Origin of the sequence: Delftia tsuruhatensis NBRC 16741, from assembly GCF_001571325.1 — a bacterium.
GTDB classification, from domain to species: Bacteria; Pseudomonadota; Gammaproteobacteria; order Burkholderiales; family Burkholderiaceae_C; genus Comamonas; species Comamonas tsuruhatensis.
Genome location: NZ_BCTO01000023.1, coordinates 13,770 through 34,371, shown reverse-complemented (window position 1 = coordinate 34,371; position 20,602 = coordinate 13,770). Strand labels below are relative to the sequence as shown.

The 20,602-nt window shown below is 53.7% G+C and carries 18 protein-coding genes and 1 tRNA gene; 13 read left to right on the top strand and 6 right to left on the bottom strand.

The window, feature by feature from the left end:
- The first annotated feature begins 2 nt into the window (after positions 1–2).
- The 4 genes from DTS01S_RS11640 (at position 3) to DTS01S_RS11625 (ending at position 2,523) form a co-directional block, all read left to right on the top strand.
- Complete coding sequence (locus DTS01S_RS11640; protein WP_016449918.1) at positions 3–494, top strand: cupredoxin domain-containing protein; 492 nt, start codon at positions 3–5, stop codon at positions 492–494.
- 34 nt (positions 495–528) lie between these two features.
- Positions 529–1,038, top strand: a complete 510-nt coding sequence (locus DTS01S_RS11635) for a DUF411 domain-containing protein (protein WP_017404574.1) — start codon at positions 529–531, stop codon at positions 1,036–1,038.
- A 15-nt stretch (positions 1,039–1,053) separates the two neighbouring features.
- Entirely contained in the window at positions 1,054–1,446 is a 393-nt protein-coding gene (locus DTS01S_RS11630) for a copper-binding protein (protein ID WP_026062173.1), read from the top strand.
- 66 nt (positions 1,447–1,512) lie between these two features.
- The gene (locus DTS01S_RS11625; protein WP_016449921.1) at positions 1,513–2,523 is read left to right on the top strand and encodes a P1 family peptidase; all 1,011 of its coding nucleotides are present in this window, start codon (positions 1,513–1,515) and stop codon (positions 2,521–2,523) included.
- 6 nt (positions 2,524–2,529) lie between these two features.
- Here the strand turns inward: DTS01S_RS11625 and DTS01S_RS11620 are convergent, their stop codons facing one another.
- From DTS01S_RS11620 to ettA, 3 genes are all read right to left on the bottom strand, one after another.
- Complete coding sequence (locus DTS01S_RS11620; protein ID WP_026062174.1) at positions 2,530–3,675, bottom strand: FAD-dependent monooxygenase; 1,146 nt, start codon at positions 3,673–3,675, stop codon at positions 2,530–2,532.
- Between the two features lie 170 nt (positions 3,676–3,845).
- Positions 3,846–6,449 carry a DUF1631 family protein gene (locus tag DTS01S_RS11615; protein ID WP_061287757.1) on the bottom strand — a complete coding sequence of 868 codons (2,604 nt, stop codon included), beginning with the start codon at positions 6,447–6,449 and terminating at the stop codon, positions 3,846–3,848.
- Positions 6,450–6,509: 60 nt separating this feature from the next.
- The gene (gene ettA / locus DTS01S_RS11610) at positions 6,510–8,171 is read right to left on the bottom strand and encodes an energy-dependent translational throttle protein EttA (RefSeq protein ID WP_016449924.1); all 1,662 of its coding nucleotides are present in this window, start codon (positions 8,169–8,171) and stop codon (positions 6,510–6,512) included.
- 267 nt (positions 8,172–8,438) lie between these two features.
- Here ettA and DTS01S_RS11605 point away from each other — a divergent pair, with 267 nt between their 5' ends.
- From DTS01S_RS11605 to DTS01S_RS30425, 9 genes are all read left to right on the top strand, one after another.
- Positions 8,439–10,235: a DEAD/DEAH box helicase gene (locus DTS01S_RS11605; protein ID WP_016452439.1), complete on the top strand. Its 1,797-nt coding sequence runs from the start codon at positions 8,439–8,441 to the stop codon at positions 10,233–10,235.
- 239 nt (positions 10,236–10,474) lie between these two features.
- Entirely contained in the window at positions 10,475–12,232 is a 1,758-nt protein-coding gene (locus DTS01S_RS11600; protein ID WP_017404579.1) for a M14 family metallopeptidase, read from the top strand.
- A gap of 374 nt (positions 12,233–12,606) precedes the next feature.
- Positions 12,607–12,683: transfer RNA gene (locus DTS01S_RS11595), tRNA-Arg, on the top strand.
- 60 nt (positions 12,684–12,743) lie between these two features.
- A complete protein-coding gene (locus DTS01S_RS30445) occupies positions 12,744–13,232 on the top strand; it encodes a hypothetical protein (RefSeq protein WP_139223805.1) in 489 nt (162 codons plus the stop codon).
- Positions 13,233–13,445: 213 nt separating this feature from the next.
- Entirely contained in the window at positions 13,446–13,715 is a 270-nt protein-coding gene (locus DTS01S_RS29600; protein ID WP_082774904.1) for a sigma factor-like helix-turn-helix DNA-binding protein, read from the top strand.
- Between the two features lie 2 nt (positions 13,716–13,717).
- Positions 13,718–13,969 carry a hypothetical protein gene (locus DTS01S_RS30440; RefSeq protein ID WP_139223806.1) on the top strand — a complete coding sequence of 84 codons (252 nt, stop codon included), beginning with the start codon at positions 13,718–13,720 and terminating at the stop codon, positions 13,967–13,969.
- 18 nt (positions 13,970–13,987) lie between these two features.
- Positions 13,988–14,236, top strand: coding sequence for a hypothetical protein (locus DTS01S_RS30435; protein ID WP_139223807.1), 249 nt, complete (start codon positions 13,988–13,990; stop codon positions 14,234–14,236).
- A gap of 21 nt (positions 14,237–14,257) precedes the next feature.
- On the top strand, positions 14,258–15,340 hold the full coding sequence (locus DTS01S_RS30430) for a hypothetical protein (RefSeq protein WP_139223808.1): 1,083 nt from the start codon (positions 14,258–14,260) through the stop codon (positions 15,338–15,340).
- Between the two features lie 155 nt (positions 15,341–15,495).
- The gene (locus DTS01S_RS30425; protein ID WP_139223809.1) at positions 15,496–16,206 is read left to right on the top strand and encodes a hypothetical protein; all 711 of its coding nucleotides are present in this window, start codon (positions 15,496–15,498) and stop codon (positions 16,204–16,206) included.
- Positions 16,207–16,260: 54 nt separating this feature from the next.
- Here DTS01S_RS30425 and DTS01S_RS29595 read toward each other — a convergent pair whose 3' ends face one another.
- From DTS01S_RS29595 to DTS01S_RS30415, 3 genes are all read right to left on the bottom strand, one after another.
- Positions 16,261–18,942 (bottom strand): DotA/TraY family protein, encoded by a 2,682-nt coding sequence (locus DTS01S_RS29595; RefSeq protein WP_082774910.1) that lies wholly within the window; start codon positions 18,940–18,942, stop codon positions 16,261–16,263.
- Positions 18,943–19,025: 83 nt separating this feature from the next.
- Positions 19,026–19,205 carry a hypothetical protein gene (locus tag DTS01S_RS30420; RefSeq protein ID WP_139223810.1) on the bottom strand — a complete coding sequence of 60 codons (180 nt, stop codon included), beginning with the start codon at positions 19,203–19,205 and terminating at the stop codon, positions 19,026–19,028.
- Positions 19,206–19,351: 146 nt separating this feature from the next.
- Positions 19,352–19,576, bottom strand: coding sequence for a hypothetical protein (locus DTS01S_RS30415; RefSeq protein WP_139223811.1), 225 nt, complete (start codon positions 19,574–19,576; stop codon positions 19,352–19,354).
- Positions 19,577–20,602 lie beyond the last annotated feature (1,026 nt).

Genomic DNA, 20,602 nt, shown 5'->3' with positions numbered 1-20,602 from the left:
TCATGAACACCTTTGCCCTCCTCCTCGCCACGGCACTGCTCGCCGGCCCCGCTGCCGTCTTCGCCCATGGCAGCGGGGCCCACGATGACGCTCCCAAGGCCGCCGCGGTCAAGGAGCAAAAGCCCTGGGGCATCGCCGGCGATGCCTCGGCCGCCCGGCGCACCATCACCCTGGACATGAGCGACAACATGCGCTTCACACCAGAGCGCATCAGCGTCAGGCGCGGCGAGACGGTGCGCCTGCGCGTGGCCAACAAGGGCCAGGTGATGCACGAGATCGTGCTGGGCACGCCGGCCTCGCTGGACGAGCACGCGCAGATGATGCTCAAGTTCCCCACCATGGAGCACGGCGAGCCCTACATGGCCCATGTCTCGCCCGGCCAATCCGGCGACCTGGTCTGGAATTTCAACCGCGAAGGCAGCTTCGACTTTGCCTGCCTCATCCCCGGCCACTACCAGGCCGGCATGCGCGGAACCATCACCGTGACGCAATGAGCGCGCCACTTCTTCCCCCCTTCAGGAGCACCCCATGAAACATGAACGCATGGCATCCGCCCACCCGCGCCGCAGTGCGCTGCGCCGCATGGCCCTGGCCTGCACGGCATTCGCCGCCCCTTCGCTGTGGGCGGCTGCACCCACGGCCCGCATCCCGGTCGAGGTCTGGAAGGACCCCAACTGCGGCTGCTGCCAGGACTGGGTGGTGCACATGGAGCACAACGGCTTTGCCGTCACCGTGCACGACACCGGCAACAGCGCCGTGCGCGCCAGGCTGGGCATTCCGGCGCGCCTGGGGTCCTGCCACACGGCCCTGGTCGAAGGCTATGCGCTCGAAGGCCATGTGCCGGCGGCCGACGTGCACAAGCTGCTCAAGCAAAAGCCCAAGGCGGTAGGCATTGCCGTGCCCGGCATGCCCGTGGGCAGCCCCGGCATGGACGGCCCCGAGTACGGCGGCCGCAAGGACCCCTACGAGGTGCTGCTCATCACCAAGAACCTCATGAACAGCGACGTTTCCACCCGCACCTTCACCAGCTACCGCTGAACCCCGGAGCACACCATGCACAACACAGCCCTCCTTGTTTCCCGTACGTCCCGTACCGCCCTTGCCGTGCGCCTGGCCCTTGCCGCCGCGCTGATCCCGGCCTGGGCCTGTGCCCAGGCCACGGCCCACGACCATGCGGCGCATGGCGCGCAATCTGCCGAAACCGCACCCGCCGCCGCCAGCCAGGACCTCAGCGAAGGCGAGGTCACGCGCTGGGATGCACGCACCAGCAAGGTCACGCTGCGCCACGGCGAACTCAAGAACCTGGGCATGCCGCCCATGACCATGGTCTTCCAGCTGCGCGTGGCAGCACCCGATCCCGCCCTCAAGGCGGGCGACAAGGTGCGCTTTCGCGCCGAGCAGGACCAGGGCGCCTTCGTGGTCACGCAGCTGGAAGTGCTGCGCTGAAGACCGGGTGCAGGGCTGCCGTTTCGGCTAAGGTGAAGGCCTGTCCATCACAGAGCAGAGCAGCGCATGCCAAGCACCGACTCAGACCCCGGCTCCATCACCCGCGTACAGGGCATCGAGGTAGGCCACCACACCGATGCCCGCCGCCCCACGGGCTGCACCGTCGTGCTGGCGCGCGGCGGTGCCGTGGGAGGCTGCGATGTGCGTGGCGCCGCCCCCGGCACGCGCGAGACCGACCTGCTGCATCCCTCCAACCTGGTGCAGCAGGTGCATGCCGTCATGCTCTCCGGTGGCAGTGCCTGGGGGCTGGACGCGGCCAGCGGCGCCATGCGCTGGCTGGACGAGCAGGGCATAGGGCTGGATGTGGGCGTGGGCCGCGTGCCCATCGTGCCGGCCGCCGTGCTGTTCGACCTGGCGGTGGGCGACAGCCGCATCCGCCCGGGTGCCGATGCCGGCCATGCGGCCTGCCAGGCCGCCAGCGCCGCGCGGCCTGCCGAGGGCAATGTGGGCGCCGGCATGGGCGCCTGCGTGGGCAAGGTCTTCGGCATGGATCGCGCCATGAAGGGCGGCATCGGCACGGCCTCGCTCACCGTGCACGGCGTCACCGTGGGCGCGCTGATCGCCTGCAATGCCGTGGGCGATGTGGTCGATCCCCACAGCGGCGTGCTGCTGGCCGGCGCGCGCAGCCCCGATGGCCGCCAGCTGCACGACACCTGCCGTGCCTTGCTGCGCGGCGAAGAGCCCCGGCCGCTGCTGGCAGGCACCAACACCACCATCGGCGTGGTTGCCACCGATGCACGCATCACCAAGGCCCAGGCCCAGCGCCTGGCCGTGGTGGCCCATGACGGCCTGGCACGCGCCATACGACCCGTGCACACCATGAGCGATGGCGACACCCTGTTCGCCCTGGGCACGGGCCTGGCCGAGCACTCGCTGGGCATGCTGACCCTGTCCGCCATGGCCGCCGAGGCCGTGGCCCTGGCCACGGTGCGCGCCGTGCTGGCCGCGCAGTCGCTGACCACGGCCGAAGGGCTGGAGCTGCCCTGTGCCAGGGAGCTGGCCGCCTGCCGGCCCTGACCGGGTTCAGGCCTGCAGTGCCACCGCCCAGGCGTCGTAGCCGTAGACGCCATCGGCATTGCCACCGGCGCGCAGCCAGTTGTTGCCGCGCGAGCCGATCTGGATCTCGCTGGTGCGCTGCATGCGCATGGCCTGGTAGCGCGCCAGGGCAGCGGGCACCTGCTGCGATCCCTGGGCAGCGTCCAGGTTGCGCGCCAGCACCACGGCATCCTCGATGGCCATGCCCGCACCCTGGGCCATGAAGGGCATCATCGGGTGGCAGGCATCGCCCAGCAGCGTGATGCGGTCCTGCGACCAGGCCGGCAGGGGATCGCGCTCGTACAGCGCGGTCTTGAGCACCGTGTCGCAGGCGTCGAGCAGCGCCCGCGCGTCGGGATGGAAATCGGCATAGAAGCCGCGCAACTCCTCGACGCTGCCCGGCGTGGTCCAGGATTCCTCATGCCACGATTCCTGGGCCGTGGTGGCAAAGATGAAGGTATCGCGCCCCTGGTTCAGCGGAAAGGTCACGATCTGGCTTTGCGGCGTGGCGCCCCACCATTTGGTGAAGGCCTGGATGTCGGGCACATGGCGCACGCGCTCGGTAGGCACCACCGCGCGGAAGGCCACCACGCCCGTGAAGCGCGGGCTTTCGGCGCCGAACAGGGCCGCGCGCACCACGGAGTGGATGCCGTCCGCGCCAATGAGTGCGTCCAGCCCGGCCACTTCGCTGCCATCGGTGAAGGCGATGTCCACGCCTTGCCCCGTCTGCGTGATCTGGCTGGCGCGCTTGCCCAACTGCACCTGGTCCAGCGGAAAGGCATCGGCCAGGGCCGCCAGCAGGTCCGCGCGGTGGATGGTGAGCTGGGGCGCGCCGTATTTGCGCTCGGCCTCGTCACCCATGGTCAGGCGTGAGGTTTCCTCGCCCGTGTCCCAGTTGCGGCTGATGCGGTGCGTGGGCCGTGCGGCGCTGGCACGCACGGCGGCGGCGATGTCGGCGCCCAGGCCATCGAGGGCGCGCACGGCATTGGGCGTGAGGTTGATGTCCGCGCCCACGCGCAGGAACTGCCGGCTTTGCTCGAACACCAATACTTCATGCCCTGCCTGGTGCAGCGCATTGGCTGCCGCCAATCCGCCAATGCCTGCTCCGACGATGCCTATCCTCAAACGCGCCATGGTTCCTGTCTCCTGCTGGTGGGGTCTATTCGGTGGTGATGCGCCCCATGATCCGGGGCGCATCGATGCAGGACATTGTCTTTTTGACGCGCCTCAAGCCTCAACCTCCGCAACGCCCGAATTGGGCACGATTCGTCCCCATCGGCGCCGGCGCATGTCCGGCAGGCGCCTCAGTCCACGCGCCGCAGCTGCCCTTGCGCCAGCAGCTTGTCGCGCATGCGGCGCGTCATGGACTGGGTGCTGCCATCCGTGGCCGTGAACAGGAACAGCGTCTGCTGCGGGCTGACCCAGGTCAGCTGGGTGCGGATGCTCTGCCGGGCATTGGACAGCTCCACCCAGGTGCCCAGCGCCCAGTCCTCGGAGACCACGGGCGCCACAGGTTCAGGTGCAGGTGCAGGTGCCACGGATGTCGCATGCGGCGTCACCTGGGGCCCGGCAGGCTCGCCAGGCATCCTGGTCAGCGACGCCGCAACGGCCGGGGGGGCAGGCAGCTCGTCCTGCAGCGCCTCGGGCAGCTCCAGGTCCTGCTCGGTCAGGGTGGCCATCTCGTGCGCCATATCGCTCGCCATGGGCTGCGGCACATCCAGCGGCACCGGCATGGAGGCCGCCACGCCGAACAACGACTGTGGCAGGCGCGCTGCCGAGGAGCCGGGCCTTGCCTGGACGGGCCTGGCCTGGCCGGGCCCGGCAGCATCGAACCGGGAAGGCAGGGACGCCAGCACCGAGTCCGACCCATAGACGGTGGGCGGCACGGAGTCCAGATAAATATCCACGCTCTCTATGGGCTGGCGGACCACACCGGCATCCAGCGCATCCTGGTGCAGGCCGGCCAGGCGCGCGGCAAAGGCCTGGATCTCCTCCTCCGTGCGCCCCACGCTGCGCAGGCCGGCGCGCAGCCGGGCCTGCAGGCGCGGCGCCAGCGCCACCAGCCGGTCGGTATCGCGGCCGGCGTGTGCGGACACGCTCCACAGCAGGCTGGGCACCAGGGCGAGGTAGCCGCCGGGGTCGCGGGCCTCGCTGCCGTCCACAGGCTCCTGGACGCTGGCAATCACCTGGGCCCACGGCCCCGTGGCGAATTCCAGGATGTCATCGGGTACGCCCTGGGCACTGGGCAGGCGCCGGATGGCGGCTGCGATCTGCTCGGCCCGGGGCATGGCGGTTTCCGGCCAGCGCGGGTCCGCACGCCGCCCTTCCACGCGCCGGAGCGCGGCCGAGACGGGGCCGGTCACCGTGCCATCTTCAGGTGCTTCGCTCGGGCCCACGGGCTGCATGCCGCTGCCGCCCCAACCGTCACGCAGCTGCTGCAGCACCGTGGCAAAGGCCGATGCATCGGCGCGCTGCAGGGCCGCCAGCCGCATGGCAGCGGAATCGGCCACCTGCAGGAACTGGCCATAGCCCGGTGCGGATTCACTGTCGAACCACAGGCTGCGCGCCGTCAGCTCGTCGAGCAACTGGCGCGCAGGGTGATTGCGGTCCTCGAAAAAGCGCGTGTCCTGGACCACCAGCTGCTGCAGCAGCGGCTCCAGCCGGCCCACCGTGCGCTGCACGGAAGGCAGCAGGCGCGTGTCGGCGGCCATGAAGCGCATCATGCGCTGCAGCGTATGCAGCGCCGCGCCGTCGTCGGCGCGCGCGCCCGGGGGAGGCTCCTGCGGCTCCTGCGGCTGCAGGGCCTGCATCAGCTGCTCCAGCTGGGCCGAGTGGTGCTGCACGGACTCCAGCGCCATGCAGCTCAGCGAGGTCCAGCCTTCGGGCAGCGCCGCCAGCACGGTGGGTGCCGTCTCGCTGCCCTGCCAGGCGGTGGTCTGCAGCCGGCTTGCGCCGTCCATGGCCGGCGCAAACTGCCCGGGCACGGAATAGGCGGATGGTTGGGCCAGCGCCAGCATGGAAGAAGGCGCCGCAGCGGGCGCCTCGCGGTGTGAATCCATCCAGCGGGGGTCGGACAGCAGGGCGGCCACCAGGCGCCGCGTCAGCTCATCTTCCTGCGCCTGCTGGCCGAAGGCGCCGTAGGCGCGGCTCTGTGCCACGGCATCGCCATAGTGTGAAGGCGCACGCCAGCGGTTCGGCCCCGGCATGTCGGTCTGGCGCCGGCCCGGCTCGGGCGGCGGTGCCACGCCATAGGCGGCAGGCTGCACGCCCTGGTCGCGCAGGGACTGGGCCACATGGCCGTACTCGGATACCAGCAATGCGCCCAGATGCTCGCGCATGAAGCCCAGCCAGCAGGCGGCGCATTCGGGCTCGACCCCGGTGTCGTCGATCACGCGCTGCAGCGCCTGCACATAGTTGTGGGGCCTGAGCGGGTTGCGTTCGGGCTGGACACGGTCCAGGCCCTGGATGGCGCTGACCAGGGCATCGAGCTCGGCCAGTGCGATCTCCACCTGCGGCGCCACATGCTGCAGCAGGCGCTGGTGGGCCAGCTGCGACTGCAGCACGGAGTCATCCAGCAGGGAGAGGGAGGCGAAATCGGTGGTGCCGGGCACACCGGACGCACCGGACATGCCCGGCACCGGCGGCCAGGCGGCAGCGCCACCGGATTGGCCAAAGCATTCCAGCAGCGCCAGCCCATAACCCTTGAGCATGGCGGCCCGGTGGCGGGCCAGCAATTCCAGCGCCTCGGGGATTTCAGCGCGGCGCGGCAGGCCGGAGCCAGGCAGCTCGGCCTGCTCCATGGCATGAGCCGTGCGCTGCAGCAGCCGCAGGATCAGCGCCTCCGAGCCGCGGACAGCCTGCACCAGGCAGGCCTGCAACGCGGCAACAGAAACGGGTGGAGGATTCATGGCCCGAAGAATACAGGCTCCAGCCCGTGCCGGAGGCGCTTTGAGGCTTGCCTTTGATGCTTACTTCAGTGCCTTGTAGCGCATGCGCTTGGGCTTGGCGCCTTCTTCGCCCAGACGCTTTTTCTTATCGGCTTCGTACTCCTGGTAGTTGCCGTCGAAATACACCCACTGCGAATCGCCTTCGGCGGCCAGGATGTGCGTGGCGATGCGGTCGAGGAACCAGCGATCGTGGGAGATCACCAGCACCGTGCCCGCGTACTCCAGCAGCGCATCTTCCAGCGCGCGCAGGGTTTCCACGTCCAGGTCGTTGGAGGGTTCGTCCAGCAGCAGCACGTTGCCGCCCTGGATCAGCGTCTTGGCCAGGTGCAGGCGGCCGCGCTCGCCGCCGGAGAGGTTGCCGACCTTCTTTTGCTGGTCCTGTCCGTTGAAGTTGAAGCGGCCTGCGTAGGCGCGCGAGGCCATCTGGAACTTGCCGACGTTGATGATGTCCAGCCCGCCCGAGATGTCTTCCCACACCGTCTTGTCATTGGCCAGCGCGTCACGCGTCTGCTCCACATAGGCCATCTTGACCGTCTGGCCCACGATGACTTCGCCGGAATCGGCCTGCTCGCGCCCCGCGATCAGCTTGAACAGCGTGGACTTGCCGGCGCCGTTGGGGCCGATGATGCCGACGATTGCGCCAGCGGGGATGTTCATGGTCAGGTTGTCGATGAGCACGCGGTCGCCAAAGCTCTTGGTGACGTTGTTGAACTCGATGACCTGGGTGCCCAGGCGCTCGGCCACAGGAATGAAGATTTCCTGGGTTTCATTGCGCTTTTGGTATTCGAAATCGCTCAGTTCCTCGAAGCGCGCGATACGGGCCTTGGACTTGGCCTGGCGGCCCTTGGCGTTCTGGCGAACCCACTCCAGTTCCTTCTTCAGGGCCTTGGCACGGGCTTCCTCGCCCTTTTGCTCGGACTCCAGGCGGTTTTGCTTCTGGATCAGCCATTCGGAGTAGTTGCCCTTGTAGGGAATGCCATGGCCACGGTCCAGTTCCAGGATCCACTCGGCAGCGTTGTCCAGGAAGTAGCGATCGTGGGTGATGGCCACCACGGTGCCGGTGAAGCGGTGCAGGAACTGCTCCAGCCATTCCACGGACTCGGCGTCCAAGTGGTTGGTGGGCTCGTCCAGCAGCAGCATGTCGGGCTTGGACAGCAGCAGCTTGCACAGCGCCACGCGGCGCTTCTCGCCGCCGGACAGCTTGCCGATCACGGCGTCCCAGGCCGGCAGGCGCAGGGCGTCGGCGGCGATCTCCAGCTGGTGCTCGGAGTCGGTGCCGGCAGCGGCGATCTTGGCTTCCAGCTCGCCTTGCTCGGCAGCCAGCGCGTCGAAGTCGGCGTCGGGCTCGGCGTAGGCGGCGTAGATTTCATCGAGGCGCGCGCGGGCCGCGTTGACTTCGGCCATGGCCTCTTCCACGGCCTGGCGCACCGTGTGCTCTGGATTGAGCTGAGGCTCCTGCGGCAGATAGCCGATGGACAGGCCCTGCATGGGCAGCGCCTCGCCTTCGAATTCCTTGTCCACCCCGGCCATGATCTTGAGCAGCGAGGACTTGCCAGAGCCGTTCAGACCCAGCACGCCGATCTTGGCGCCCGGGAAAAAGCTGAGAGAGATATCCTTCAAGATCTGCCGCTTGGGCGGCACGGTCTTGGTGAGGTGGTTCATCGAAAAAACGTATTGAGCCATTCTGGTCCGAGTACTTGAATCGTTGATTTCTGCAAAAACCGGGCAACAAATCGGTTGCACGCCAGCCGTGATTATCGGCGCATGCGACAATACCCTGCGTTGCGGGTTCCAGTTGCCCGTGACATCAGCATTCCAGCTGGGGACGATGGACGCTGTTTTCCAGGCTCCCGACATTGAACCTCATCCGCCTACGACTGGTCCGGCAACCGCCCTGGTTGCCTCGGCAGGCTGATACCCAGCGCCCCGGACGGGCGCATCTTTGATCACATGACATTTGAAGAACTGAATCTGGCTCCCGCCATTCTGAAGGCCGTGCTTGAGGAGGGTTACGAGAACCCGACTCCCATCCAGGCACAGGCCATTCCGGCGGTGCTCGCCGGCCACGACCTGCTGGCAGGCGCCCAGACCGGCACCGGCAAGACCGCGGCCTTCACCCTGCCCATGCTGCACCGCCTCTCGCAAGGCCAGGTGCCGCGCAACAAGTTCGGCGGCAAGGGCATCCGCGCCCTGGTGCTGACGCCCACGCGTGAACTCGCAGCGCAGGTCGAGGAATCGGTGCGCAGCTACGCGAAGTACCTGGACATCAACTCCACCGTCATCTTCGGCGGCGTGGGCATGAAGCCCCAGATCGACCGCATCAAGAAGGGCGTGGACATCCTGGTCGCCACGCCGGGCCGCCTGCTGGATCTGCAGCAGCAAGGCTTCATGGACCTGTCCACCGTCGAAGTCCTGGTGCTCGACGAAGCCGACCGCATGCTGGACATGGGCTTCATCCACGACGTCAAGAAGGTGCTGGCCCTGGTGCCCAAGGAAAAGCAAAGCCTGCTGTTCTCGGCCACCTTCAGCGACGAGATCCGCGACCTGGCCAACGGCCTGCTGCGCAATCCGCAGTCCATCCAGGTCACGCCCAGCAACACCACCGTGCAGCGCATCACCCAGGTGATCCACCCCGTGGGCCGCGGCAAGAAAAAGCAGGTGCTGCTGCACATCATCAACGAGAACAACTGGAGCCAGGTTCTGGTGTTCACGCGCACCAAGTTCGGCGCCAACAACGTTGCCGAATTCCTGACCAAGAACAACATCAGCGCCATGGCGCTGCACGGCAACAAGAGCCAGAGCGCACGCACCCAGGCACTGGCCGGCTTCAAGACCGGCGAGCTGCGCGCACTGGTGGCCACCGACATCGCTGCACGCGGCATCGACATCGATGAGCTGCCGCACGTCGTGAACTACGAAATCCCCAACGTCTCCGAAGACTACGTGCACCGCATCGGCCGCACGGGCCGTGCCGGGCGCGAAGGCCATGCCGTCAGCCTCGTGTGCATGGACGAAGAAGGCTTCATGATGGACATCGAGCGCTTCACCAAGCAGGAAATCCCCGTGCAGGTGCTCGAAGGCTTCGGCCCGGAAGAAGGCGAAGTGGCCGAACCCATCGCCATGGGCCGCCAGACCATCTGGGGCGGCGCGGGCAAGCCGCCCAGCCGTGACGTCATGCAGGCCGCCGCCAAGGCCGCGCGCCAGGAAATGATGGACCGCATCCGCACCAACAAGGCTGCCCAGCCCGACCGCGGCGGTCGTGCAGGCGGCCGTGGCCAGGCAGCACCCAAGGCAGGCTCGGACGAAGGCCGCTCCGAAGGCAGCGCAGGCGGCCAGGGCCGTGGCCGCAACCACGCCGGCGCAGGCGCCAACAACAAGCCGCGCCGCGACCGCTTCGACGGTCCGGGCAACGGCTCCGGCGCTGCTCACCGCCCCAAGGCAGGTCCCCAGAACGCCCCCCGTCGCGGCCCGCGTCCTGACGGCGAAGGCGGCGGTGGCCGTCGCTTCGACGACCAGCCCCCGCGCGCTGATGCCCACCTGGGCACGCAGCTCGGCCATGCACGCAGCAGCGGACCGCGCGGCGGCGCCGGTGGCGGCCAACCCGACCCGATGCGCACCAGCGTGGACACCATGGCCGAACGCGGCCGCCGCGGCGGCGGTGGTTTCAACCGCGGTGGCGGCGGCGGCGGTGGTGGCTTCGGCGGCGGTGGCCGTGGCGGCTCCTCGCGCGGCGGCTACGGTCGCTGACCTGCACTGAATACCCGGCGTGCCAGGCGGCATGCCGGGCATTGCACCAGCCCAAAGGGCTGCATCTCCCCGGGGCTGCAGCCCTTTTGCATTGCACAGATTGCGCCTTCAGCCGACAGCGCGCCGCAAGCCTGCATGGCTATCATCCCGATAGCATTGCGGCCTGCGGCGACTGAAGGCCGCACCCCTTTTCCCGGATTCCCCAAGATTCCCCACGACTGGTTCCTCAAGGCCACGCCATGACACTGCTGACTCCACCCGCCATACCCTCCAGCCAGCGCCCCGATCCGGAGCTGCCACAGGGCCGGCTGCGGTGGTCGGCCCTGGCATGCACCGCCCTGCTGGCCGCCTGCTCCAGCACGCCGCTGCCGCCCTGGCCCACGTCCTCCAAGCCCCAGGTGGCCACGCCCACCCGCCCGGCCCCGGAAATACCCGTGGTGCCCCAGGCGACCACGCAGCCGATCGCACCGGCCAACAACCTCGTCCCCCTGCCCTACAACGCGGCCGTGGCGGCGCGCTTCCCCGACCCGGCCACGCGCTATGACACGCCCGGCCTGGCGCCGCAGCGCAACCAGTTCACCACGGCCAGCGAACTGTCTTCCTGGCTGAACAGCCAGGCCAGCAAATCCCTGGGCCGCGACACGCGCCTGGGAATCGTGCAGCCCGGCAGCTCGCAGCGCGGCAGCCCCATCCAGGCCCTGGTGGCCACGCGCGCTCCCGGCATCCAGCCGTCGGCGCTCTATGACAGCCGCCGCCCCACGGTCATGCTCGTGGCCGGCCAGCATGGCGACGAGCCTGCAGGGACCGAGGCATTGCTCATCATTGCCCGCGAACTCGCTCCCGGCGGCCTGCTGGAGCCGCTGCTGCAGCAGATCAACGTGATCCTCGTGCCGCGCGCCAACCCCGATGCCGTGGAAGCCGGCACGCGCAATGCAGCCGATGGCACCGACATCGCCCATGACCACCTGCTCCTGAACACGCCGGAGGCCAAGGCCCTGGCCACGCTGGCACGCGACTACCGCCCCGTCGCCGTGGTGGACCTGCAGGAATTCCCGGCCGCCAGCATCTTCCTGCAGAAGTACCAGGCCATACAGCGCTACGACGCCCTGCTGCAGTATTCGGCCACGGCCAACCAGAATGAATTCGTGACCAAGGCTGCGCGCGAGTGGTACACGGCACCGCTGCGCACCGCGCTGTCGCAGGCCGGCCTGAGCAGCGACTGGTACTACACCACCAGCCAGGAGCTGCAGGACAAGTCCATCTCCATGGGCAGCCTGGCGCCCGATTCGCTGCGCAACATCAGCGGACTCAAGAACTCGGTGGGCTATCTGGTCAGCAGCCGTGGCTCGGACCTGGGCCGCGCCCACATCCAGCGGCGCGTGCACACCCTGGTCACCGCCGCCACACGCATGCTGCATTCGAGCGCCGAGCGCGCCAAGGACCTCACCCAGGTGCAGGCCTTCGTGGCGCGCGAGACCGCCTCTCTCGCCTGCCACCAGCAACTCGCCGTCCAGGCCGAGCAGACGCCCGAGCAGCGCACGCTCACCATGATCCAGCCCGACACGGGTGCCGACCAGCAGGTGCGCGTGGACTGGAATGCCTCCCTGCAGGCCCGCACCACGCTGTCGCGCCCGCGCTCCTGCGGCTACTGGCTGTCCGCAAGCGCCCAGACCGCCGTGGACAGGCTGCGCCTGCTGGGCCTGCAAGTGCTCAAGGTGGCCGAGCCCGGCCAGCTGCTGGCCGACTCGTACAACGAGGCCCGCTCGGCCACGCCCGCCAGCGGCGCCTATGCGCTCACGCGCGGCGCCGTCGAAGCACCCGTGGGCAGCTACTACCTGTCGATGAACCAGCCCATGGCCAATATTGCCGCTGCGGCGCTGGAGCCCGACACGCCCTACAGCTACCTCGCACGCGGCCTGGTGCCCACGCTGAGCGACATGGCGCGCGTGATGGCCCCCCCTTCGGTGGTGTTCGAGGAAGAAGAAGACGCCGAATGACGGCAAGGGCGCCAGGGCACGCCGCCAAGCCCTGAGCGCCCGCCCATTGCGGGTATGATCCGCGCTGGCCCGTCAGCGGCCATACCTGCCCGTAGCTCAACCGGATAGAGCAATTGCCTTCTAAGCCGTCAATAAATTGTTTTGAAGTCTCTGTAAGGCATTGATTTTAAAGAGATTTAGGATAAAAAAAAGATAGCAGAATCCCTTTGAATTCCTCTGAATTCTTCCCAATTCCGTGCAGTTTTTCCCAAAAACTTTCCCAAGGAATCCAAAGGAATCGATAGCAGATTAACCACAATTTTAAGTCAACAATTTTGAGTTTGCTAATGTAGACTGTTGACCTAAAATTACGCTATCATTGCAATAGCATAAACGCCTCGTTAGCTCAGCTGGATAGAGCAGCGGTCTTCTACACCGTAGGTCAGTGGTTCGAATCCACTACGGGGCACCACACACTAAAACAGCACCTCCAGGTGCTTTTTTTTCGTCCAAAATTGCAGCAGGAGGAACAATGAACACTTATGAAAACTTGCTTTCTTATCTGCGCAATCTCACAGATAACAAAGAAGTGATGACCCCGGCCCAACTTGAAAAAGTTGTTGGTGTGAGTGCAAAGCAGCAATGTGTTCTAAGAAAACGCGGAGACTTCCCGATTCCGTTTAAGAACATGGGTCGTAGTATCTTCTACTCTATCCACGATGTTGCTAAACATCTGTTAGATGGGTCACAGAACGCACCAGAACAGGCCACAGCAGCACAAACACAAGCATTGAAGCCTGTTGCTACTGGAAGCAGAACAAACGCACCAGTGAAGAATCTATCTCATCTCTTCACATTCTCAACATTGCTAGAAAAGATTACAAAAGAAGCAAACTTACTTGTATCTTTACGCGATAGTTTAGAAGTTCATCAAAGAGAACAAAGAGAAAAAGAACTAATAAAAGAACTATCTAAAATTTCAAAGAATGATGTAATCAAGAAGAAAAAAAGAACAGTTTAACAATACGTCGAATGATTCAATAAAGGTTCCGCAAGGAGCCTTTTTTTTATGCCTGTTGTCTATCAAAGTTGTGAGCCTCGGAGGGCCGGGATTATTCATTTTAAAAATATTCTATTTTCAAAATAAACAATCTTAATTAATTTCTAAATATAAGTTGACTTAAATATTATTTAGATTATTCTATTAGAACAAACTAAATAATAAGGAGAGCCAATGAATAAAAGTGATAGAGCAAAAAAAGCAGGTCTTGCAAACGCAAAAAACTTTAATAGACAAGCCAATCAATCAATTGCTTTAGATATGTATTTGAATGAAAACTTAACGCAGCAAGAGATTGCAAATAAGTTAGGTGTTTCTCAAAAGACTGTATCTAACTATCTTAAAGATTTCCAGATGAAATCAATAAGACAGAGAATTAAAAATAACTTAAAAAATAAGCAAAAAACAATTGAATATAAGTATAAAGAAGAAAAAGGAGAGTAATTATGAGCAAACAAAAAAACAAAATTAAATGTATTTATCAAGGGTTCTTGGATTTTACGATACTTTATCCAATAATATTTATTTCAGGTGATTTCTATTCTTGCTCAATTGAATTTTCAGAAGAATCAGATGGAGTAATAATAAATGCAATGTCAACAAATTATGTTGATGAAAAAACTAGAAAAATAGACGCAATAAGAATGCTAAAAGACTGCATAGAGGCTGCAAAAAATGGAAAATCATTGCTTCAATAAAAACAAAGTAGATTAATTATGAAAGAAGAAAAAAACAATATAGATTTTGATAAATTAGTTTGTCAAATAGATGAAGAAGATAGATTTAGAAAGGAAAGCAAAAAATTAAAAAAATATGAAGTATATGCATTGTTGTTACTGGTTTTTGACGCTATTGTTATGTTGGTGAACGAATACCAAAAAATTCCATACGAACCATATTTGATACTTTTTATTATTTCATTAATTTCTTTGTATTTATTAATGAAAAGCCAAAGAGTGATATAAAAACAATAAAGGAGAATAGTTATGTTTAATAAAAAAATAAAAAAAGAAGACTACATTTGCAGTGATTTTAAAGATATTTGTAATGAAGTGTCGTTAGATTCGACGGATTATTATAGTGAATACGTTTCTAGAAATAAAATAGGTTTAGGCAATAATTCTATCTTTTCAATTTTAAAAGAGTTATCGATAGAAATATTAAAATATATTTTTAATTGCATTGCTTATTCTTTATTGTCATTGATGAATTTTCTCAAATATATTCCAAAAAAATATAAAGAAAAATCTCTTGATGTTGAACTAAAAAAAGAAAAATTGCAAAAACTCAAAAAAATAAATGCATTGAATAACTTTGAGTTGTCGGAATTTTACAAAAAAGATAAATCAAGATATGAAAAAAGGCTGCTTAAAAAAACAAATAAACATTACATAAATAGAAATGGTTCTTTTAATGCGATTGAGTATTTTCAACAAGGAAAACACGTAAAAAAAGATTGGGGAAAACTTAAAAAATATGGAATAAATAATAAAAATATAATTTACAACGCTGTAAAGGCCGGTGTTTATAGCAACAGAAATAGCAAAATAAATAATATAGATTTAATGACACATTTAATAAAAGAAGATTTTTCACATTTCGAATTTGCAAGTTACTATTTACTAGAAAATAAAGATTTTATGAGAAATTTATCAAAAATAGCATTAAAAACAGGTAATAAAAGCAATATTCAAAAAGTTGCAATTAATGCAATTCATTATAGTTTTTATGATATTTATATGGATTTAATTGATAATGCGGCAAAAATAGATTGTGAAATAAGTTACTTGATTGCTATAGGTGATGATTATCAAAGAGAGAATGATGCAATTATTGAAACAATAAATGAATTAATAAAAGATAAAGATTTTGTCAGTAGATATATTGAATTAGGCTATCAATGCAAAAATATTAAAGGAAGATTGTTTAGCGGTGAAGAAGATGAGGAAATTGATGTTCATTTTATGTTTTTAAATGAATATAGAGAGAATAGAGAGAGTCAGCTTTTAAAGACTATTGCAGAAATTCCAAAAGAAAAAATTCAGTCAACAAAGAAGAAGAAAATCTAATGACTACAAAGAAAATAAGCACCCGCGAGGTGCTTTTTTTACATCCAAACAATTTTGAAAATTTATTTAAAAAGTTGTTGACTGCAGTTTTTAAATTAACTTATAATTCACTCACGTTTTAATTTTCATCAATCTATTGCACAAAGGAAAATGCAATGGCTAATGCAAAGAAGGCTTCTATGACAACAGCAGAACAAACAACTGAAACCACAGCAACACAAGCCATTGCGCCAGTTGTTGCAGTAGAGACAAATCCTGTTGCTTCACTGGAAGTTGATAAGGCAAAAGAGATTGAAAAGCGTTATCAAGAATTGGTAAAAAAGGCTGATTCTCTTGGACTTACAGAAGATGAAGAGGCTGAACATGCACAACTTTTTCTGCAGCGCAACAAAATCAAACGCCAACGTGGTGCAGAGATTTTGAAAATTAAAGATATGGTGACATTCCACAATGTCACACCGGAAGAAATTTTTGGTGAAGGAATCAAAACAATGTATGCTCAAAAAATTGAAGTAACAAAACCAGCAGAAGAAAAAGCAACAAAGGCAAGCGGTTTTGAAATTTTCAAAATTTATAAGAGCACATCAATTCGTCCTAGTGCATATTGCAAAGAATATCTTGCATACAACAAAGATACAAAAATCAAACTTTTGTCTATCTTTGAATTGGTAGATAGCATTGATGAAATTTTTGAATATCAGATTCAGACACCAGAGGTTAAAGAACTGATGGAAAAAGAAGGTGAAACCATCAAGGCAACAATGAAAAAGCAATTTGATGCCTTCAAGAAAATGGTTCCTGCAAAAAAATCAGCCATTCTTTACAAGACTAAGGAAGAAAAACCCAAGCCCACAGCAGCACAATAAAATTTGCACCAATAAAAGAAGGCTCCCGGAGGAGCCTTTTTTTTCGTTCAAAATTTATTCAGAAAAACCATTACTTTCATTTTTATATTCTTCAATCTTTTTATTTTGGATTTTTGCAAAATTTTTGGAGAATGATTGCAATGCTTCATCTCCCTTTAAATTATTGTCATTAATTTCTTTTGAAATGTTTTTTAATTCACTTCTTTTAAAATTTGAAATTGAAGCAGTGTCATACATTTTATAAAGAAATTTTGCATCGTCATTATTGTAAGAACCACCACCAGCAGCAGCAACAGCCTTTCCAGCGCCTGCACCATATTTCCAACTTATAGCACTATCAGTTGCATAAAACTTTGCTTCTGTTTCAGTTGCGTTAGGATTTTCATTTTTAAAAGCATCATAAGCACTTTGGTATGGTTCAAAATGTTGATTATCTTTTGTTGATTTATTTAAATCTTCATAATCATCAATATTGAAATCTTCAAAACTATGCTTGTTTTCATTATCTGCATCTAATTCATTATCGGAAGAATCACCTGCAGAACTTGCATTCATTGCAGAAGATAAAGAATTAGCATTCTTTCCTCTACCTGCAACGCCACCAGAGGCCCCAGAATCGCCCGAACCGCTTGGGCTAGTGTTACCCATTGCTTTGTTCTTTAAAGCGCTTGTAGACCCTTTTTCATCCATTTCTTCATTTTTCTTCCTCATTTCATCCAGGCTCTTAATTGATGAACCTATCGCACCACCGGCCAAACCGCCTGCAAATGAGCCACCAGCAGCACCGAATGAACTTGCTTCACCGGACATAATCGTACCGCTTCCGCCTAAAAAACTAATCATTTGGTCTGGTAATTTATGGCAAATTAAATTAATTTGAAGAATCAAATATGAACCAAATAAGGAATAAGAAGCAATCATAAATAATAATGAAAATAAATAAGTAACAATGCTTGAATTGTCCTGTGATAAGTTCCAAACACTCATAAAAATTGGCATTATTGCTTGACCTAATAAATTAGTTAAAACAATTGCCGCAGTGAATGAAATAACTAACAATGAAGGTTTAAAGACAATAGATAATAATTGTTTAAATGCATTTGATGCTTGCCCCATTGAATTACTGCCCGCAAACATCATGCAAACAGGAATAAAGTTTGCAATTAATATTGTTGCAGTTGCTGAACATATCCAAGTAATCATTGCTCCAATATAAACATAAAATGGAATCATAGGTGTGATAAATAAAAGAGCACTACCAAAAATTCCTAAAGGAGTTCCAAACAATTCTAAAACATGCATTGAAAATGCCGTAACCCCATTGTGAATTCCAAAGAATAAAACAATAAAGCCAGTTGTCATTGTTAACGCGGCAGTAAAAGCTAATGCCCATGCACCTAATGATTGCATAGAAGTTACAAGATTGTCTTTTTCATTAAAAATAAATGGTTCAGTTCCAGATGAAATCATCTTCTTTAAAATAACATTCGGGTCACCTTTTACACTTGCTTTAATACCTTCCCACCAACTAGAATCTTGATTTCCATTTATTGTGTTAATTCCAAAAGTTGCCATTGGAGAATTTAATTGATTCACATATCCATTGATCGGCTGGATATATTGCGAAAAAATCTCACTAGATAAAGATGGATCAATCTTTTTTATGCCTGTTGCAGACGGGATTCTTGCAATTGCAGCATTGGTTTTTGATTGCAAATCAGTGATTCTCATATAGTAAGCGCCGACATATAAAGAACCATCTACTTTTACAGCGTTAAGCATTTGTTCAATTTTCGTATCATTCTTAACTAGATTGAATGCGTATTCTCTTGAGTTCTTACTATATTCAGCCCCTGCATCAATTGCTTTTTGATATGTTGCAAGGTCTCTTTTTGTCATAAATTCTTTTGCTAATTTATTAACATCATTAAATAATTTAGCAGCAAGTTTTCCATTGTTTACACTAATCAAACCATCAATTACATCACTATCATAATTAGAGCCTTTAACTACTCTTCTATTTGACTCATAACGATGAATTGAATAAGTTCCGCAAGTGTCTTTTTCGTATTGTCCAAATTTGCTAACTTGTCCAAAGTGAATATCATCTGTAAATATTCCTTTTTCTGTTGTTATGCCAAATTTTGGAACTTGATTCCCAGAAGAATTTGCAAAAGTATTTTGCTTATAAAAATCTTCATAAGCATTAACACAAACAGCACTTAAAAATAGATTGTGAGCAACACTATCAACTTTTTGCAATGAAAGGTTTGATGTAGCAATCTCTTTCATTGAAGTAGCATTAAATGCATAGTTTGCAGTGTTATAAGCAAAAGAAATTCCAATACTTATAGGTTTTGCTACAAGAAGTTGAGCAGTTGTATAACCATTTAATGTTGGCACAGGAATAATTGAAGCGCAGGCAATAACATATCTAATTAAGTGCCACGCTCCCGCTGCAGTTTTTCCTGTTTCTCCTTCGTGTGCTGTTTTTATTATCCAGTTCAATACAAGATATGCAGTGATAATTCCTGCAAATACTAACAATGCTTCATTTAAAACTTGCAGTTGCGCAGTAAATGGATTTGAGCCATTCGTGCCAAAGACACCAAGGCCACCAAACATTGCACCGAAAATTTGGTCTAACTTATCAGTTGGTGGATGAGTGAAAATGCTTTCTGCACTTGCAAAAGTGCTAAACAATAAAGCGTATACATAAATAATTATTTTTTTCATAAGGTTTCCTTTTTAGTTTTATTATTAATTTCATTTTTTACTTTCTTTGTTAAATAAGAATAGTGAAGAAAATTGTTGATTGCTTAAAGAGCGCCCGTAAGCCTTTTAAATATAAATTCAATAACATGCATGACCATTGGCAATGCAGTTAAAAGCATATAAATCACATACATTGCAGGTATTGCAAAGAAAAGAACAAGCAATTTTCCAATGCCGAATTTCAATGCTTTAAATGCTTTCTTTTGGTTTTCATTTGATTCCATGATTATTCCTCCTTAAATTAAATTAGTGTAAGAAGCATAAAAAGAAAGTAAATCACAGGGACAGCAAAAAGTACAGCAATAAATTTTATAAATCCAAGTTTAAATTCTTTTTTCTGATTGTCAGTAATTTTCATAATTGTTCTCCTTTAAATAGATTTCTTGTTTTGTTCAATGAAGTTATCAAATGACTTGATACGTTCAGTATTTGAAAAAGCCCAAGCAACCAGCATTTTCATATGCTTGCTTGACTTTAATTTCTTCAAGTCTCTATGCTCTTGAATAATTTTAAATTGTGGTTCTGTTAGAGTGAAATAGATTCTTCTATCATTGTTCACTTTCATAAATTCGTTTAGTTTTGAATTGTTTTTCATATTGTCTCCTTTAAATAATGGTTTATAAATAATAATATACACTATTGATTTTAAATTGCAACAATTATTTGCGTTATTTATTTACATCAAAACTTGTATTTTAATAATAAAAACAATAAAAAAAGGATAACTATTTCTAGTTATCCTCTTGACAAGCAATTATTGATTTGCTATTTTTATTAAGTAAGAACAAATGACCAGTTTGTTTTTACCCATAAGATAAAGCGTTTCAAGGCCGCCTCACTTACTTTCTAATTAATTTATACATATAATATTAGAATAAGTCAAGAACACATAGCCACTCGCTTTAAAACGAGTGGTTTTTTTATTGGTAATTGAAATGCAAGCCAGCAAAAAAGATTGATAAAAGAAGATAAAAAATGATGCTACACGGAGCAATTAAATTGAAGATGCCATAAGGGGCAATTGATGAAGTTACACGGAACTCTTTATATTTATGCGTCCTCCGACTCGGTTCGATATAAAGATAACAAGTTGCAAGAATGGGAGACTAGCAAAGCAACAAGGGAAGACTAAAGCAAAACCCCGCTAGTGTGAAATAGAGTTCACGAATTTGCGAGTTGATACGCTCTATTAAGTTATCAATGCTTTCGGTCAAACGGGCGTAAGAACATTACAAACATATAAGACAGAATAAGCGAAGTCCCCAAAGTTTTTTTAAACTGCGGTAGGGGAGACTTTGCTTTTAATCTCCAAGCGTAAGGCGAGGTTGCGAAGCAAAACGATGCTAAACGCCAGAGATTAAAAGATGAGTTAAAGATTAAAGATACATAGATATATAAACTCTAGCGCAAGCACATATTAAGATTATCAACTAATAAATTAAATATATTGATAACTTCAACTTGAAGAATGATGTAAAAATAAATTTCCTCGCGCACCGATTTTTAAAAACAAATTTTCCTGCTGAATGAAATTAATTTGATTTGTGCAAACAAATAACGCAAATAATTGTTGCAATTTAAAAATAAGATGTTATAAGTAAAACATAACAACTAAATAAGG